This window comes from Klebsiella sp. OBRC7 (assembly GCF_000293135.1).
GTDB classification, from domain to species: Bacteria; Pseudomonadota; Gammaproteobacteria; order Enterobacterales; family Enterobacteriaceae; genus Klebsiella; species Klebsiella michiganensis.
In genome coordinates this window covers 41415-57013 of record NZ_ALNJ01000043.1, presented here as the reverse complement: position 1 = coordinate 57013, position 15599 = coordinate 41415, and the positions used below count along the sequence as shown (strand labels likewise).

Sequence of the window (15599 nt, the reverse complement as noted above, 5' to 3'; positions counted from 1 at the left end):
AGGTCTCCGGATCGGCACCCAGGGCCTCCCCGAGGCGCGACATCTCAACCAGCCCGCGGGTAATCAGCGCGGTACGCGCGTTGGCGCCAAAGCCGATGCCGTCAGACATGCCGGCGCCGATAGCGATGACGTTTTTCACCGCCCCGCCGAGCTGCACGCCGATAAAGTCCGGGTTGATATAGACGCGGAAGCTCTTGCCGCAATGCAGCAGGCTTTGCAAATCGTCAGCGAACTGTGGATCCGTCGACGCCAGCGAGATCGCCGTCGGCAGACCTGCCGCCAGCTCTTTCGCGAAGGTCGGGCCGGAAATCACCGCCAGGGGGATAGCGTCGCCCAGCGCTTCACGGGCCACGTCCTGCAGCAGGCGCCCGGTTTCCGCTTCCAGACCTTTCGTCGCCCATACCAGGCGAGCGTCGGGGCGCATCAGCGGTTTAATCTGCCGCAGCACCTGGCCGAAAACGTGGCTCGGCACGACGACGAGGATATCGCGGCTGGCCGCCAGCGCGGTCGCCAGATCGCTTTCCAGATGCAGCGTGTCGGGGAAAGGAACGTCAGGAAGAAATGCGGCGTTGCAGCGGTCGTACTGCAGCGTCGCAATATGTTTCGGGTCATGGCCCCACAGCACAACGTGGTGGCCATTTCTTGCCAGGGTGATGGCAAGAGCGGTGCCGTAAGAGCCGGCACCGATCACAGTCATTGCAGCGTTAAGCGCGTTCATCAGGCATCCTGATGTTGTTCAGCACCTTCGCCAGCCTGCTGCTGCAGATAGTTCATAAACAGCGCATCGAAGTTCACTGGCGCAAGGTTCAGTTGCGGGAAGGTGCCGCGAGAAACCAGGCTGGTGATGCACTCACGCGCGTACGGGAACAGAATGTTCGGGCAGTATGCGCCGAGGCAGTGCGCCATCTGGGTGCCGTCGATGCCTTCGATGGAGAAAATACCGCCCTGCTGTACTTCGCACAGGAATGCGGTTTCTTCGCCCAGAGAGGCGGTTACGGTCACGCGCAGCACCACTTCATACACACCTTCAGCCAGCTGGCTGGAAGCGGTATCCAGATCAAGTTTAACTTCCGGCTGCCAATCTTTCTGGAAAACTTGCGGCGCGTTCGGCGCTTCAAAAGAAATATCTTTGGTGTAGATGCGCTGAATCTGGAAAGTCATTTCGGTGCTGTTTTGTTCTGACATAGTAAAACCCTTTCGTGTTGTCCTTAAGTACGCCCGTCCAATGGGGATGAGCGCAAAAATTAGCGCAGGAGGGGATCGAGTCCACCACGTGAATCAAGCGCGTACAAGTCGTCACAGCCGCCAATGTGCTGCGCATCAATAAAAATCTGCGGAACCGTCGTTCGACCGCTGCGCTGAATCATCTCTTCACGCTTCACAGCATCGCCATCGATAGGCAACTCGTTGAACGTCACGCCCTTGCTGTTCAGCAGCGCTTTTGCACGTACGCAGAACGGGCAGGTCGCTTTGGTATAGATATCAATATTGGCCATGACTTCACTCCTGTTTTTACCCCCGAGAGTTTTACGCCGCAGGCGTTGTTTTCCCGCTGACGAATAACCGCCGCAGGGAAAACCGCGCTGCGCCATAAAGACGCGGGTAAATTATTTACCGCGTACCAGCGGAAGGTTCTCGCCGCTCCAGCCAGCGATGCCTTCTTTCAGTACGAAGACCTTTTCAAAACCGGCTTTGTTCAGCGCGCTGGCGGGTTCTTGCGCCTGCATACCTGAGCCGTCTACCACTATAATGGGTTGTGCTTTGTGCTTTTCCAACTCGCCGACGTTATTTGCTTTGATATCGCTCGGCAGCAGGTTAATAGAACCCGCAATGTGGCCTTTACGGAAATCGTCACGCTGACGCAGGTCGACAACCACGGCATCTTCTTTGTTGATCAGGCGCGTCGCTTCACCGCGGGTGATGACTTTAACTTTCGACATCAGCCCTTTAAAGGTAGTGAACAGCACCGCCACCAGCAGCGCGACCCACGCGATGCTCAGGACGGGGTGACGGCTGATGAATTGCATAATTTCTTGCATGGGGGGTTACAACTCCCGACTAAGTGAGAAAAAAACCAGGGAAGGAGTATACCTGTGCATTGCGGCAAATACAGCCAGTGAGCGCGATGTAATGTATTTTCTGCGGCCCGTCACGAAAAAAAACCGCTCTCGCCGCGGCAATGCGCTCTGGCCGCCCTCTTTCTTTGATCTTTTACGGTGATTTGATCGATTCAGCTGTAGTAAAATTACGCAAATTTTCTGTCTTTGAGCATGAGGTTGTCGCAATGTCGGTTTCTAAAAAACCTATGGTACTGGTGATTCTGGATGGCTATGGCTACCGTGAAGACCAGCAGGATAACGCTATTTACAGCGCCAAAACCCCTGTTATGGACGCACTGTGGGCGAAACGTCCGCATACCCTGATTGATGCTTCAGGCCTGGAAGTCGGTCTGCCGGATCGTCAAATGGGCAACTCTGAAGTGGGCCACGTCAACCTCGGCGCGGGCCGTATCGTGTATCAGGATCTCACCCGCCTGGACGTTGAAATCAAAGAACGTACCTTCTTCGCCAACCCGGTACTGACCGGCGCGGTCGATAAAGCCGTTGCCGCAAGCAAAGCCGTGCATATCATGGGCCTGATGTCTCCGGGCGGCGTTCACAGCCACGAAGACCACATCATGGCGATGGTTGAGCTGGCAGCCGAACGCGGCGCGGATAAAATCTATCTGCACGCCTTCCTCGACGGCCGCGATACTCCGCCGCGCAGCGCTGAAAAGACGCTGGCGAAATTCGAAGACAAATTTGCCGCGCTGGGCAAAGGCCGCGTTGCCTCGATCATTGGCCGCTACTACGCTATGGACCGCGACAATCGTTGGGACCGCGTTGAGCAGGCTTACGATCTGATGACCCTGGCAAAAGGCGAGTTCCAGACCGATACTGCCGTTGCGGGCCTGCAGGCCGCTTATGCGCGCGATGAAAACGATGAGTTCGTGAAAGCGACCGTTATTCGCGCTGCAGGCCAGGCCGATGCGGCGATGGAAGACGGCGATGCGCTGATTTTCATGAACTTCCGCGCCGACCGCGCGCGCGAAATTACCCGCGCCTTCGTTAACGCCGATTTCGACGGCTTCGCCCGTAAGAAAGTGGTGAACCTCGATTTCGTCATGCTGACCGAGTACGCCGCGGACATTAAAGTCGCCTGCGCTTATCCGCCGGCATCTCTGGTGAACACCTTCGGCGAATGGATGGCGAAGAACGACAAAACCCAGCTGCGCATTTCCGAAACTGAAAAATACGCTCACGTGACCTTCTTCTTCAACGGCGGCGTTGAAGAGCCGTTCAAAGGCGAAGAGCGCATTCTGATCAATTCACCGAAGGTCGCCACCTACGATCTGCAGCCGGAAATGAGCTCCGCTGAGCTGACCGAAAAACTGGTTGCCGCCATCAAGGGCGGTCAGTTCGACACCATCATCTGTAACTACCCGAATGGCGATATGGTTGGCCACACCGGCGTAATGGAAGCCGCCGTTAAAGCGGTCGAAGCGCTGGATGACTGCATCGACCAGGTGAGCAAAGCCGTTGAATCCGTTGGCGGACAGCTGCTGATTACTGCAGACCACGGCAACGCCGAGCAGATGCGCGATCCGGCCACTGGCCAGGCGCACACCGCGCACACCAACCTGCCGGTTCCGCTGATTTACGTTGGCGATAAAAACGTCAAAGCGGTTAACGGCGGCAAACTTTCCGACATCGCGCCGACCATGCTGACGCTGATGGGAATGGAAATCCCGCAAGAGATGACTGGCAAGCCGCTGTTCATCGTGGAATAATCCTTCCCCATGAGGGGAAAGGCGACTTATTCAACTACATGGATCGCAACGGCAGTTCGATCCGTCCTTTACGCCAGCGCGCTTAGCGCTGGCGTATTGCTGTGCGCCGCATCTGCTCACGCCGACGATCGCGACCAGCTTAAATCCATTCAGGCCGATATCGCAGCTAAACAGCGGGCGATTAAGCAGCAGCAGCAGCAGCGCGCTTCCCTGGTCGCTCAGCTTAAAGCGCAGGAGGAGGCCATCTCCGCTGCCGCGCGAAAGCTACGCGAAACCCAGGAAACGCTGAATCAGCTAAATAAGCAAATCGACGAAATGAACGCCGCGCTGGCCAAGCTGGAGCGTCAGCGCGCCTCGCAGGAGCGTAACCTTTCCGCGCAGCTCGACGCCGCGTTTCGTCAGGGGCCACATACCGGCATCCAGATGATCCTCAGCGGCGAAGAGGGGCAGCGTAATCAGCGCCTGCAGGCCTACTTTGGCTATCTGAACCAGGCGCGCCAGGAAACCATCGCCCAGTTGAAGAAAACCCGCGAAGACGTGGCGGTGCAAAAATCGATGCTGGAAGAGAAACAGAGCCAGCAGCAAACCCTGGTGTACGAACAGCGTGCCCAGCAGAGCAAGCTGGAGCAGGCGCGCAACGAGCGTAAAAAGACCCTCGCCAGCCTGGAATCCTCTATTCAGCAAGGCCAGCAGCAGCTCAGCGAAATGCGGGCTAACGAATCACGCCTGCGCGGCCGTATCGCCCAGGCGGCGGCGGCGGCCAAAGCGCGAGCGGATCGCGAAGCCCGCGAAGCGCAGGACGTACGCGATCGCCAGCAGGAAGCCTCGCGTAAAGGCACCACCTACAAACCGACCGAAAGCGAACGCTCGCTGATGTCCCGCACCGGCGGGCTTGGTTCACCGCGTGGCCAGGCATTCTGGCCGGTTCGCGGCTCAATTCTCCATCGCTATGGCGAACAGCTGCAAGGTGAACTACGTTGGAAGGGGATGGTTATCGCTGCGTCTGAAGGCACCGAGGTCAAGGCCGTTGCCGATGGTCGGGTTATTCTCGCCGACTGGCTGCAGGGCTATGGTCTGGTGGTGGTCGTTGAACACGGCAAAGGCGACATGAGTCTTTACGGCTATAACCAAAGCGCGCTGGTCAGCGTCGGCACACAGGTCCGGGCGGGCCAGCCGATCGCTCTCGTAGGCAGCAGCGGCGGTCAGGGCCGTCCGTCGCTCTATTTCGAAATTCGCCGCCAGGGTCAGGCGGTCAATCCACAGCCGTGGTTGGGAAGATAAGTTTTGCTTCAATTTCGCAGAATTGCACTCGCGGTAACCGGTACGCTGGTTATGGCGTCGCCGGTATTTGCCGGCAAACTCTCCATTGTTATCGACGACTTTGGCTATCGTCCACAAACGGAAAACCAGGTGCTGGCGCTGCCAGCGACGATCTCCGTTGCCGTCCTTCCTAATGCGCCTCACGCCCGAGAAATGGCGACCAAAGCGCATAATCTTGGCCACGAGGTGCTCATCCACCTGCCAATGGCGCCGCTCAGCAAACAGCCGCTGGAAAAAGACACCCTCCGCCCGGATATGAACAGCAGCGAGATAGAGCGCATTATCCGCGAAGCCTACGGTAAGGTTCCGTACGCCGTGGGGCTGAATAACCATATGGGCAGCGCCATGACGTCGAATCTCTTCGGCATGCAGAAGGTGATGCAGGCGCTCGAGCGCTACAATCTCTACTTCCTCGATAGCGTCACCATCGGCAATACCCAGGCCATGCGCGCGGCGCAGGGCACCGGCGTAAAGGTGATTAAGCGTAAGGTTTTCCTCGACGATACCCAAAACGAAGCGGATATCCGCTATCAGTTCAACCGCGCTATCGCTTTGGCGCGGCGTAACGGTTCCGCCATTGCTATCGGCCACCCGCACCCGACTACGGTGCGCGTGCTGCAGCAGATGGTGTATAACCTGCCGCCGGATATCACTCTGGTTCGCCCGAGCAGCCTGCTCAACGAGCCGCAGGTGGATACCTCAACGCCGAACACCGCGCCGCCGTCCGTTCAGCCGCCGCGCAATCCGTTCCGCGGCGTGAAACAGTGCAAATCTAAGCGTCCGCCGGAACCGGTCAACGCCAGCCGCTTCTTTACCATTCTGAGCGAAAGCATCACTCAGAGCACGCTGGTGCAGTATTACCAGCTGAAGTGGCAGGGCTGGGATAAGCCTACCAATTAAATCGTCCGGGAGTCCGTGTGCTTATCCGCCGCGGATTCCGGCTTATCCTGATGGGCATACCAGGCTTTAAAGTATTTCAGAAAGCTGTAAAAGGTCGCATAGAGCCCGGTGACCACGCCCACCTTGCCCTTTCGCCAGGCCCCGCTGAACAGATACCATTTAAAGAAAGCGCCAATCGCGCTGATCGCTCCGCGTGCGAGAGATGGCCTGATCTTCTGGTATTTAACCAGCCGCGTGGTGTAGCTATTGAGCTTACTAAACACTTCATGCAGGGAGTAGAAGGTATCGTGGCGCACGAATCCCGGTAGCCGGGCAGAGTGCGTAAAGCCAACCACCTGATCGTCTACCGGCCGATCGTTGAACCTGGCGACGGAGCGGTTAAACAAGCGAACCGGGAAATCCGGCGATGATACCGGATAAATGGTGCGCACCTCTTCACCCAGCACGAACCAGTAGCGCGGCAGACGCCATGCGCAGGCGGGGTCCGGCTCATCGCCGGCCTTGAGCGCCAGAATTGCCGCCACCACCTCGTCATCAAGGATTTCATCACTATCCATACACAGCACCCAGTCGTGGCTGGCGAGGGAAGTCGCGTAGTTCATCTGCGTGCCGTGAGTGGTATAAGCATGATGGTGAACGGTGAGACCGAACTGTTGGCAAATCTGCAGCGTGGCGTCCGTGCTGCCTGAATCGATGACGATAAATTCATCGGCTACCTTAAGCAAAGGTGGTAAAACCTCCCGTAATAAGCGGGATGAATTACAGGTCAATAAGCATACAGAAAGTTTAAGCATAATCTTTATAGGGTTAAACCATGGTTAAACTGACTGTATAAACGAATAGGCGAGAAAGCGATTTAGAAAAAGTGCGGAGTGGATTAAGTATCACAAAAATGTAGGGCAACTCTCAAAAAAAGCGCCCGCAGGCGCCTTTTTAAAATGCAGACCGGGGGAAATTAATCCCAGCTGAGAATGACTTTGCCAGACTGGCCGGAACGCATCGCGTCAAAGCCCTGCTGGAAATCATCAATACCAAAGCGGTGAGTGATGATCGGCGACAGATCGAGACCGGACTGAATGAGCGCGGCCATCTTGTACCAGGTTTCGAACATTTCGCGACCATAAATCCCTTTGATAAACAGCCCCTTGAAAATCACCTTGGTCCAGTCGATAGACATATCCGACGGTGGAATACCCAGCATGGCGATGCGCCCGCCGTGGTTCATGGTATCGAGCATGGTGCGGAACGCCGGCGGCGCGCCGGACATCTCCAGACCCACGTCGAAACCTTCGGTCATGCCCAGTTCGGCCATCACATCGTTAAGGTTCTCTTTCGCAACGTTCACCGCCCGGGTGACGCCCATTTTGCGCGCCAGCTCCAGGCGATATTCGTTAACGTCGGTAATCACGACGTTGCGCGCGCCAACGTGTTTCGCCACCGCGGCGGCCATCACGCCGATCGGGCCGGCGCCGGAAACCAGCACATCTTCACCGACGAGGTCGAATGAAAGCGCGGTATGCACGGCGTTGCCAAACGGATCGAAAATCGACGCCAGATCGTCAGAGATATTGTCGGGGATTTTAAAGGCGTTAAACGCCGGGATCACCAGATATTCGGCAAAACAGCCCGGACGGTTGACGCCGACGCCCGTCGTATTGCGGCACAGATGCGTACGCCCGGCGCGGCAGTTACGGCAGTGGCCGCAGGTGATATGACCTTCGCCGGAAACGCGGTCGCCCAGCTTAAAGCCGCGAACTTCCTGGCCGATACCCACCACTTCGCCGACGTATTCATGCCCCACTACCATCGGAACCGGAATGGTCTTTTGCGACCACTCGTCCCAGTTGTAGATATGCACGTCAGTACCGCAAATCGCGGTCTTGCGAATTTTAATCAGCAGATCGTTGTGGCCGACTTCCGGTTCCGGTACGTCGGTCATCCAGATGCCTTCTTCCGCCTTCAGTTTGGATAACGCTTTCATCTCACACCCTCAGGCAATGACGCCCAGTTGTTTACCGATGCGGGTAAAGGCTTCCACCGCACGTTCAATTTGTTCAGGGGTATGCGCCGCAGACATCTGGGTACGGATACGCGCCTGGCCTTTTGGTACCACCGGGTAGAAGAATCCGGTGACGTAAATACCTTCTTTTTGCAGCTCGCGCGCGAACTGCTGCGCCACGGTGGCTTCACCGAGCATCACCGGGATAATGGCGTGATCGGCGCCCGCAAGGGTAAACCCTGCCGCGGTCATTTTTTCACGGAACAGACGCGCATTAGCCCACAGGCGATCGCGCAGCTCGCTGCCCGCTTCCACCATCTCCAGCACTTTGATGGAGGCGGCGACAATCGCCGGCGCCAGCGAGTTGGAGAACAGATACGGACGCGAGCGCTGGCGCAGCCACTCGACGACTTCTTTACGCGCGGCGGTATAGCCGCCGGACGCGCCGCCCAGCGCTTTACCCAGCGTACCGGTGATAATGTCGACGCGGCCCATCACGTCGCAGTACTCATGGGAACCGCGGCCGTTTTCACCCACAAAACCCACGGCGTGCGAATCATCGACCATCACCAGCGCGTCGTATTTATCCGCCAGATCGCAGACACCCTTCAGGTTGGCGATCACCCCGTCCATGGAGAACACGCCGTCGGTGGCGATCAGCACATGGCGCGCGCCGGCTTCACGCGCCTCTTTCAGACGGGCTTCCAGCTCCTGCATATCGTTGTTGGCATAGCGGAAGCGCTTCGCTTTACACAGGCGCACGCCGTCGATGATCGACGCGTGGTTCAGGGCATCGGAGATAATCGCATCCTCTGCGCCGAGCAGGGTTTCAAACAGGCCGCCGTTGGCATCGAAGCAGGAGGAGTAGAGAATCGCATCTTCCATACCGAGAAAATCGGCCAGCTTCTTCTCAAGCGCTTTGTGGCTGTCCTGGGTACCGCAGATGAAGCGCACGGAGGCCATGCCGAAGCCGTGGCTGTCCATCCCGCTTTTCGCGGCGGCAATCAGTTCCGGGTGGTTCGCGAGGCCGAGATAGTTATTGGCGCAGAAGTTAATGACCTGGCTGCCGCCGACGGTGATATCCGCCTGCTGCGCCGAAGTGATAATCCGTTCTTCTTTAAACAACCCTTCCGCGCGCGCGGTATTCAGGTCATTGGTTAACTGTTTGTAGAAATCCCCACGCATTGCAACTCTCCAGATTCGGCAAAATTTGGCACATATTACCTAAAGCTATACGCTGATACGAGATGATGCATTACTGCATGAATTATTTGCAGCATAAATCACGAGTCCCTCTCTACCTTATCGGCGAATGGCTGAAGCCTTTCCGATGTAGTGATATGATAGGAGTATTCATGTCCGGATTGTCTCTGGACTACCAACTTCAAAGGTTACAGTTATGATCATCGTTACCGGCGGCGCAGGCTTTATCGGCAGCAATATCGTTAAGGCGCTGAATGACCAGGGTATTACCGACATTCTGGTCGTAGATAATCTGAAAGACGGGACCAAATTCATCAATCTGGTGGATTTGAACATTGCCGACTACATGGATAAAGAAGACTTTCTGATCCAGATTATGGCGGGCGAAGAATTCGGCGATATCGACGCTATTTTCCATGAAGGCGCCTGCTCTTCCACCACGGAGTGGGACGGCAAGTACATGATGGATAACAACTATCAGTATTCCAAAGAGGTACTGCACTACTGTCTGGAGCGTGAAATCCCGTTCTTGTACGCCTCTTCCGCAGCGACCTACGGCGGCCGTACCAGCGACTTTATTGAATCCCGCGAATACGAGCAGCCGCTCAACGTTTACGGCTACTCCAAGTTCCTGTTTGATGAATACGTCCGTCAGATCCTGCCGGAAGCGAACTCGCAGATTGTCGGCTTCCGCTATTTCAACGTCTACGGGCCGCGCGAAGGCCATAAAGGCAGCATGGCCAGCGTCGCTTTCCATCTGAACACCCAGCTGAATAATGGCGAAAGTCCGAAACTGTTCGAAGGCAGCGACGGCTTCAAGCGCGACTTCGTCTACGTCGGCGACGTCGCGGCGGTGAACCTGTGGTTCTGGGAAAACGGCGTTTCCGGCATCTTCAACCTCGGCACCGGGCGCGCGGAGTCTTTCCAGGCCGTTGCCGACGCAACGCTGGCTTATCACCAGAAAGGCAGCATCGAGTACATTCCGTTCCCGGATAAACTCAAAGGCCGCTATCAGGCGTTTACCCAGGCGGATCTGACTAACCTGCGCGCAGCGGGTTACGATAAACCGTTTAAGACCGTTGCCGAAGGCGTAACGGAATATATGGCCTGGCTGAACCGCGACGCGTAAGAAGCAAGCATGAAAATACTGGTGGTTGGCCCGTCATGGGTGGGCGACATGATGATGTCGCAAAGTCTTTACCGTACGCTCAGGGCGCGCTATCCCCAGGCGATAATCGACGTGATGGCGCCCGCATGGTGCCGTCCGCTGCTATCGCGCATGCCGGAAGTCAACGAAGCGATCCCGATGCCGCTCGGCCACGGCGCGCTGGAAATCGGTGAACGGCGTAAGCTTGGGCACAGCCTGCGCGAACGTCGCTACGATCGCGCTTACGTGCTGCCCAACTCGTTTAAATCGGCCCTCGTGCCGTTCTTTGCGGGAATACCGCATCGCACAGGCTGGCTCGGCGAAATGCGCTACGGCCTGCTGAACGATGCCCGTAAGCTGGATAAAGACGCCTGGCCGCTGATGGTCGAACGCTACGTCGGTCTGGCCTACGACAAAAGCGTGATGCGCTGCGCGAAAGATCTGCCGCAGCCGCTGCTCTGGCCGCAGCTGCAGGTGCATGAAGGCGAAAAATCGCAGGCCTGTAGCGCGTTTAACCTCTCAGCCGAGCGCCCGCTCATCGGCTTCTGCCCCGGCGCAGAGTTCGGCCCGGCAAAACGCTGGCCGCACTATCACTACGCCGAACTGGCGAAACAGCTGATCGACGAAGGCTTTCAGATCGTGCTGTTTGGCTCCGCGAAAGACCACGAAGCGGGCAATGAAATCCTCGCCGCTCTCAATACCGAACAGCAGGCATGGTGCCGCAATTTGGCCGGGGAGACTCAACTTGAGCAGGCCGTTATTCTGATCGCCGCCTGTAAAGCGGTGGTCAGCAACGATTCCGGCCTGATGCACGTCGCCGCCGCGCTGGACCGTCCGCTGGTGGCGCTCTACGGGCCCAGCAGCCCGGACTTCACGCCACCGCTGTCGCACAAAGCACGCGTGATCCGCCTGATCAGCGGCTACCACAAAGTGCGTAAAGGCGACGCCGCCGAAGGCTATCATCAGAGTTTGATCGACATTACGCCGCAGCGCGTGCTGGAAGAATTAAACGACCTGCTGCTGGAAAAAACGGAACAAGAGGAAGACTAGCGGATGCGGGTACTGATCGTAAAAACCTCATCCATGGGCGACGTGCTGCACACGCTGCCCGCGCTGAGCGACGCTGCGCTGGCCTTTCCCGGCATTCGTTTCGACTGGGTGGTTGAAGAAGGCTTCGCGCAGATCCCTTCCTGGCATGAGAGCGTCGACCGGGTCATCCCGGTGGCGATTCGCCGCTGGCGTAAGGCGTGGTTTTCCGCGCCGATCAAAGCCGAGCGCAAAGCGTTCCGCGAGGCCGTGCGCGCGGAAAAATATGACGCGATCATCGATGCCCAGGGGCTGGTGAAGAGCGCCGCGCTGGTCACCCGGCTGGCCCGCGGCGTGAAGCACGGTATGGACTGGCAGACCGCCCGCGAGCCGCTGGCGAGCCTGTTTTACAACCGTCGTCACCATATCGCTAAACAGCAGCACGCCGTTGAGCGCACCCGCGAGCTGTTCGCGAAAAGCCTCGGCTACGCGAAGCCGGAAACCCAGGGCGACTACGCGATCGCCCGCCATTTTTTGCGTCAGGCTGACCCGTCCGCTGCGCCGTATCTGGTGTTCCTCCACGCCACGACGCGCGATGATAAACACTGGCCGGAAGAGAACTGGCGGGCGCTTATCGCCCTGCTTGCCGACAGCGGCATACGCATCAAACTGCCGTGGGGCGCGCCCCATGAAGAGGCGCGGGCCGGACGCCTGGCGGAAGGGCACGATTTTGTCGACGTCCTGCCGCGCATGAGCCTGGAGCAGGTAGCCCAGGTGCTGGCCGGCGCGCGCGGGGTCGTTTCCGTCGACACGGGGCTGAGCCATCTCACCGCCGCGCTCGATAAACCGAACTTCACGCTGTACGGCCCGACCGATCCGGGGCTGATTGGCGGCTACGGTAAAAATCAGCACGTGGTGCGCCCGGAAAGCGGCAGCAGCACGGGAGATATTCCCGCGTCCCGGGTTCGGCAACTGTTGAAATCTCAGGAACTGGCTTAATGGGTTCATTATTTAAGCAGATCTATCGCTACACGCATCGACGCGCCTTTCGCCATAACGAAAATCTCTGGCCGTTTACCCACATCACGCGCGCGGAGAGCGGTGAAATCCGCACCTTGAAATACAAAGGGAAAACGGTGCCACTGGTTAATCTCAGCGAACTGAAGGATAGCGCCCAGGGCGAGGTGCTGCTGACCGCCACCGGCCCCTCTACGCGCCGTATTGATTTCACGCGGCTGCCGAAAAGCGTTCCGGTGATGGGGGTGAATGGCGCCTGGCATCTCTCTGATAAAATTAAATTTTCGTTCTATACCATTGTCGATATGGTGTTTTACGATAAAAAGCCGGACGTGATTCGTTCAGTGATTAGCCAACCCGATCTCGTGCTCTTCACCACCATGCACGGTATCGCCAAAATCCTCGACCGCCACGGCGCAGAGCTTCGCTGTCGTTTGGCATTAATTGAAGACGCCTGTTATAAAATTTATCAGCCCAAAGTCGCCAAAAACGCGATACAGCAGGCCTGGCGCGGCGTCCCCGCGCTACGCTTTCACCCGCAGCGGCAGGATATTTGCTTTAGCACTGATATCCGCCAGGGTATTTTCGATGCCGGAACCGTGGTCTACTGGGCCCTGCAAATTCTGATGTGGCTGGGATTTAAAACCATTCTGATAAGCGGTCTGGATATGAGTAACTTCAACCAGCCGCGATTCTACGAAACGGAACAGGATAAACTCCCCTCCTGGCTGGCAAATAAGGTGGATGACCTGGTCATGCCGTCCTTTTCGCACGCTGCCAACGTGCTGCAACAAAACCATATTCGGGTTGTCAATTTCTCGTTAGAAAGCGCAGTTCCGGAAACGATTTTCGCAAAGGTTTCTTTTGATGAGTACTTTAAAAATAAGTAGTTACGCCAGACAGGGCTACACCGTTTTCTTCACTTTGTTTCTGTTTTTTAGCGCTATTTTCTGCGTATCAACCCGGACAAATAACCTCCTTCATTTATCTATTTTGCTGTTTTTGCTTTCACTGCTTAACAAAGACAACCGTCAGGCAATAGCGGAAAGCATCCGCCAGCGGTGGCCGGTTTATAGCCTGCTGGTGGTATTCTGCGTGTACTATGCGCTGAGCAATATTTGGGGGCAGACGCCGCAGCATATCGATTCCCCTCTGACCCACGGCGCCTATTTAATTTTCTATCTTCTGCTGCTGACAACGCTACTTGGCCATCCCCGGACCCGACATCTGGCGCTGCTGAGCGTCGTGGCCGGGATCACGGTGCTCTCCGTCTGGACGATGGCGATTGACTTCACGCTGGTCCTCAAGGAACGCCTGGTTTCGCCGGAGAATCCCGGCCCGACCAACGTGATCGACCTGGCGGGCTATTGCGGTATCGGCATCCTTATTTGCGCGATGCTGCTGAAGGAGAAAAGCAGCCACCTGCTGTATGTGCCGATGGCCATCATGCTGGTGATGCTGTTTCTGACCCAAAGCCGCGGCCCGATTATCGCCCTGCTGGTGGCGTTTGTTTGCACCCTGCACCTGCACGTCTTTACCCGCCGCAACCTTCTGATTGTCGCCGCGTTAGCGTTGGTTCTGGGCGCGCTTTTCTTCTTTACGCCAACGGGAGACCTGCTGCTAGCGCGCTTTGAAGAGCTGGGCACCCAAAGCGGATTGCGCTTGAGTATCTGGCGCCATACGCTCCAGGAGGTGGCCAGCCAGCCGTGGCTGGGTCGGGGTTTTGACTACGAGCTGAACTTTACCAACTACAGCGGCGAGCATATTACCACCACCCACAGCGTCTATCTTGGCGCACTGTTGAAAGGCGGTATAATCGGCCTGGCGCTGCTGCTGGCGGTGATTGCCGGAGGGTTATGGCAGGCATGGCGCAAACAGCAGGATGGCCGCTACGGGCTGGCGATTTTTATCTATGCGCTGATTTTTATGGCCTCGCAGGGCATGTTTATCATCAGCAACCCTCGCGAAAGCTGGCCGCTGTTTTGGCTGCCGCTGGGCATCGCGCTGAGCGGCAGCCTGAAGGCGAAACGCTAAGAGAAGGGCCCGCAGAGGGCCCTTTTTTATGCCTGCTGGCGAACGGCGATCAGGGCATCCGCCTGCGATTTGATCACCGGCCAGACCGCGTCAATGGTCATGTCGGCGACGTTAGTCTCTTCGCAGACAATTTGTCTGGCCTTGTCATAACCCGGCGCCCAAATGGTATAGCCCGGCAAACCGGTATCTTTGAGTTTACGTTTGTTGTAAACCGCCACCATGGGCTTGTCGAACGCGCGAGCAATATGCACGATGGCGGTATCCGCCGTAATCACCAGATCGCAGTGGCGAACAATCTCAACCGCTGAATTAATATTGCTATCTGGCAGATGCAGCGCCGTTTCCAGATTAAGCTGACGAATTTTCTCGCTATGCCCGACCATCACGACGCTGATTTTATAAGGGAGCGTATATAAGCGCTCAATCAGGGCAGAAACCTGATGACGGCAAAAGTCTTTATCCGTTGAGGCGGTAAACGGGTTTATGGCAATACAGAGCTGACTCCCCTTGTGCTGAGCCAGCAGTGTTTTGACTCTTTCCCGCTCAAAAGCGTCGCCGGGCAGATGATAGTGGTAATGAGGGTGCTCTATGCCAAATAGCCTGGCGACGGCTTTATAGCGCGCGGAAATATGGCTGCTGCTATCCAGAAAAGGGATGGAGTGATCGTAAAGCTTATATTCTTGTTTATTAAAACCGATAACGCAGCCAGGGCGTAAATCAGCCAGCAGTTTAAAACGCTCGTAGGTTTTCACGTCATCAAAATCAACGACCGCGTCAAATCCTGCCGCACGCAGTGCGTTTAACGGCATCCGCGGCTGATATAAATAAACCTGCTCAAGAAAATCCGCACCGGCAAGCATCTGCTTACAGACCGGCCCGGTAAGAACCGAAACCTTATAGCCCCGGTCAGCTAAAAGCTTTGCGCAGCCGGTCGTTACAACCATATCCCCAACTTTGTCATCCAGGCGCAATAATAAAACATGCTGAATCTTCGCGGAATTAAAGGGCTGGCGTGCGCTTTTATTTCTGTAACGATAGTTAATTAAATTAAACTTAATTTCGCGGAAGAAGGCATTTTTCTTCCGCGTAAACTGCTTCACGATACGCATATGGTACCTGGTTGT

16 protein-coding genes are annotated in these 15599 nt (G+C 56.6%); 8 read left to right on the top strand and 8 right to left on the bottom strand.

The window, feature by feature from the left end:
- The 4 genes from HMPREF1144_RS10760 to HMPREF1144_RS10745 form a co-directional block, all read right to left on the bottom strand.
- The coding region (locus HMPREF1144_RS10760) for an NAD(P)H-dependent glycerol-3-phosphate dehydrogenase (protein WP_009652748.1) at positions 1-718 on the bottom strand (718 nt) is incomplete at its 3' end.
- Positions 718-1185: a protein-export chaperone SecB gene (secB, locus tag HMPREF1144_RS10755; protein WP_004106849.1), complete on the bottom strand. Its 468-nt coding sequence runs from the start codon at positions 1183-1185 to the stop codon at positions 718-720. The genes HMPREF1144_RS10760 and secB, both read right to left, overlap by 1 nt.
- Before the next feature lie 59 nt (positions 1186-1244).
- Positions 1245-1496, bottom strand: a complete 252-nt coding sequence (gene grxC / locus HMPREF1144_RS10750) for a glutaredoxin 3 (RefSeq protein WP_009652747.1) — start codon at positions 1494-1496, stop codon at positions 1245-1247.
- Positions 1497-1607: 111 nt separating this feature from the next.
- A complete protein-coding gene (locus tag HMPREF1144_RS10745; protein ID WP_004126582.1) occupies positions 1608-2039 on the bottom strand; it encodes a rhodanese-like domain-containing protein in 432 nt (143 codons plus the stop codon).
- Between the two features lie 245 nt (positions 2040-2284).
- On the opposite strand from HMPREF1144_RS10745, the gene gpmM reads away from it, so the two are divergent.
- Genes gpmM through HMPREF1144_RS10730 form a run of 3 tightly spaced genes read left to right on the top strand, consistent with a single transcriptional unit; the run spans position 2285 to position 6049 of the window.
- Positions 2285-3829 (top strand): 2,3-bisphosphoglycerate-independent phosphoglycerate mutase, encoded by a 1545-nt coding sequence (gpmM, locus tag HMPREF1144_RS10740; protein WP_042927493.1) that lies wholly within the window; start codon positions 2285-2287, stop codon positions 3827-3829.
- Positions 3830-3838: 9 nt separating this feature from the next.
- Positions 3839-5110 (top strand): murein hydrolase activator EnvC, encoded by a 1272-nt coding sequence (gene envC / locus HMPREF1144_RS10735; RefSeq protein WP_004855470.1) that lies wholly within the window; start codon positions 3839-3841, stop codon positions 5108-5110.
- A gap of 3 nt (positions 5111-5113) precedes the next feature.
- Positions 5114-6049 (top strand): divergent polysaccharide deacetylase family protein, encoded by a 936-nt coding sequence (locus HMPREF1144_RS10730; RefSeq protein ID WP_025107809.1) that lies wholly within the window; start codon positions 5114-5116, stop codon positions 6047-6049.
- On the opposite strand, the gene HMPREF1144_RS10725 is transcribed toward HMPREF1144_RS10730, so the two are convergent.
- The 3 genes from HMPREF1144_RS10725 to kbl form a co-directional block, all read right to left on the bottom strand.
- On the bottom strand, positions 6046-6843 hold the full coding sequence (locus HMPREF1144_RS10725; protein ID WP_042927492.1) for a glycosyltransferase family 2 protein: 798 nt from the start codon (positions 6841-6843) through the stop codon (positions 6046-6048). The genes HMPREF1144_RS10730 and HMPREF1144_RS10725 overlap by 4 nt on opposite strands.
- Positions 6844-7004: 161 nt before the next feature.
- A complete protein-coding gene (tdh, locus tag HMPREF1144_RS10720; protein WP_004855475.1) occupies positions 7005-8030 on the bottom strand; it encodes an L-threonine 3-dehydrogenase in 1026 nt (341 codons plus the stop codon).
- Positions 8031-8039: 9 nt separating this feature from the next.
- Positions 8040-9233: a glycine C-acetyltransferase gene (gene kbl, locus HMPREF1144_RS10715; RefSeq protein ID WP_004855476.1), complete on the bottom strand. Its 1194-nt coding sequence runs from the start codon at positions 9231-9233 to the stop codon at positions 8040-8042.
- A gap of 214 nt (positions 9234-9447) precedes the next feature.
- Between kbl and rfaD the strand changes: the two genes are divergently transcribed.
- From rfaD to HMPREF1144_RS10690, 5 genes are read left to right on the top strand one after another with little or no spacing between them, the layout of a single operon-like run.
- Entirely contained in the window at positions 9448-10380 is a 933-nt protein-coding gene (gene rfaD / locus HMPREF1144_RS10710; RefSeq protein WP_004126603.1) for an ADP-glyceromanno-heptose 6-epimerase, read from the top strand.
- A gap of 9 nt (positions 10381-10389) precedes the next feature.
- Positions 10390-11448: an ADP-heptose--LPS heptosyltransferase RfaF gene (gene rfaF, locus HMPREF1144_RS10705; RefSeq protein WP_004855479.1), complete on the top strand. Its 1059-nt coding sequence runs from the start codon at positions 10390-10392 to the stop codon at positions 11446-11448.
- 3 nt (positions 11449-11451) lie between these two features.
- Complete coding sequence (gene rfaC / locus HMPREF1144_RS10700; protein WP_009652757.1) at positions 11452-12423, top strand: lipopolysaccharide heptosyltransferase RfaC; 972 nt, start codon at positions 11452-11454, stop codon at positions 12421-12423.
- Entirely contained in the window at positions 12423-13331 is a 909-nt protein-coding gene (locus tag HMPREF1144_RS10695) for a sugar glycosyltransferase (RefSeq protein WP_009652754.1), read from the top strand. Before rfaC ends, HMPREF1144_RS10695 begins: the two co-directional genes overlap by 1 nt.
- Positions 13309-14475, top strand: a complete 1167-nt coding sequence (locus HMPREF1144_RS10690; RefSeq protein WP_009652750.1) for an O-antigen ligase family protein — start codon at positions 13309-13311, stop codon at positions 14473-14475. Before HMPREF1144_RS10695 ends, HMPREF1144_RS10690 begins: the two co-directional genes overlap by 23 nt.
- A 26-nt stretch (positions 14476-14501) precedes the next feature.
- Here HMPREF1144_RS10690 and HMPREF1144_RS10685 read toward each other — a convergent pair whose 3' ends face one another.
- Positions 14502-15584, bottom strand: coding sequence for a glycosyltransferase family 9 protein (locus tag HMPREF1144_RS10685; protein WP_004855485.1), 1083 nt, complete (start codon positions 15582-15584; stop codon positions 14502-14504).
- Positions 15585-15599: the final 15 nt, after the last annotated feature.

Bases quoted from the DNA above. Each gene is read 5' to 3' on its own strand.
- rfaD (WP_004126603.1), top strand. From the start codon at position 9,448: ATGATCATCGTTACCGGCGGCGCAGGCTTTATCGGCAGCAATATCGTT.
- HMPREF1144_RS10725 (WP_042927492.1), bottom strand. From the start codon at position 6,843: ATGCTTAAACTTTCTGTATGCTTATTGACCTGTAATTCATCCCGCTTA.
- kbl (WP_004855476.1), bottom strand. From the start codon at position 9,233: ATGCGTGGGGATTTCTACAAACAGTTAACCAATGACCTGAATACCGCG.
- rfaF (WP_004855479.1), top strand. From the start codon at position 10,390: ATGAAAATACTGGTGGTTGGCCCGTCATGGGTGGGCGACATGATGATG.
- grxC (WP_009652747.1), bottom strand. From the start codon at position 1,496: ATGGCCAATATTGATATCTATACCAAAGCGACCTGCCCGTTCTGCGTA.
- rfaC (WP_009652757.1), top strand. From the start codon at position 11,452: ATGCGGGTACTGATCGTAAAAACCTCATCCATGGGCGACGTGCTGCAC.
- secB (WP_004106849.1), bottom strand. From the start codon at position 1,185: ATGTCAGAACAAAACAGCACCGAAATGACTTTCCAGATTCAGCGCATC.
- gpmM (WP_042927493.1), top strand. From the start codon at position 2,285: ATGTCGGTTTCTAAAAAACCTATGGTACTGGTGATTCTGGATGGCTAT.
- envC (WP_004855470.1), top strand. From the start codon at position 3,839: ATGAGGGGAAAGGCGACTTATTCAACTACATGGATCGCAACGGCAGTT.
- tdh (WP_004855475.1), bottom strand. From the start codon at position 8,030: ATGAAAGCGTTATCCAAACTGAAGGCGGAAGAAGGCATCTGGATGACC.
- HMPREF1144_RS10695 (WP_009652754.1), top strand. From the start codon at position 12,423: ATGGGTTCATTATTTAAGCAGATCTATCGCTACACGCATCGACGCGCC.
- HMPREF1144_RS10745 (WP_004126582.1), bottom strand. From the start codon at position 2,039: ATGCAAGAAATTATGCAATTCATCAGCCGTCACCCCGTCCTGAGCATC.
- HMPREF1144_RS10690 (WP_009652750.1), top strand. From the start codon at position 13,309: ATGAGTACTTTAAAAATAAGTAGTTACGCCAGACAGGGCTACACCGTT.
- HMPREF1144_RS10685 (WP_004855485.1), bottom strand. From the start codon at position 15,584: ATGCGTATCGTGAAGCAGTTTACGCGGAAGAAAAATGCCTTCTTCCGC.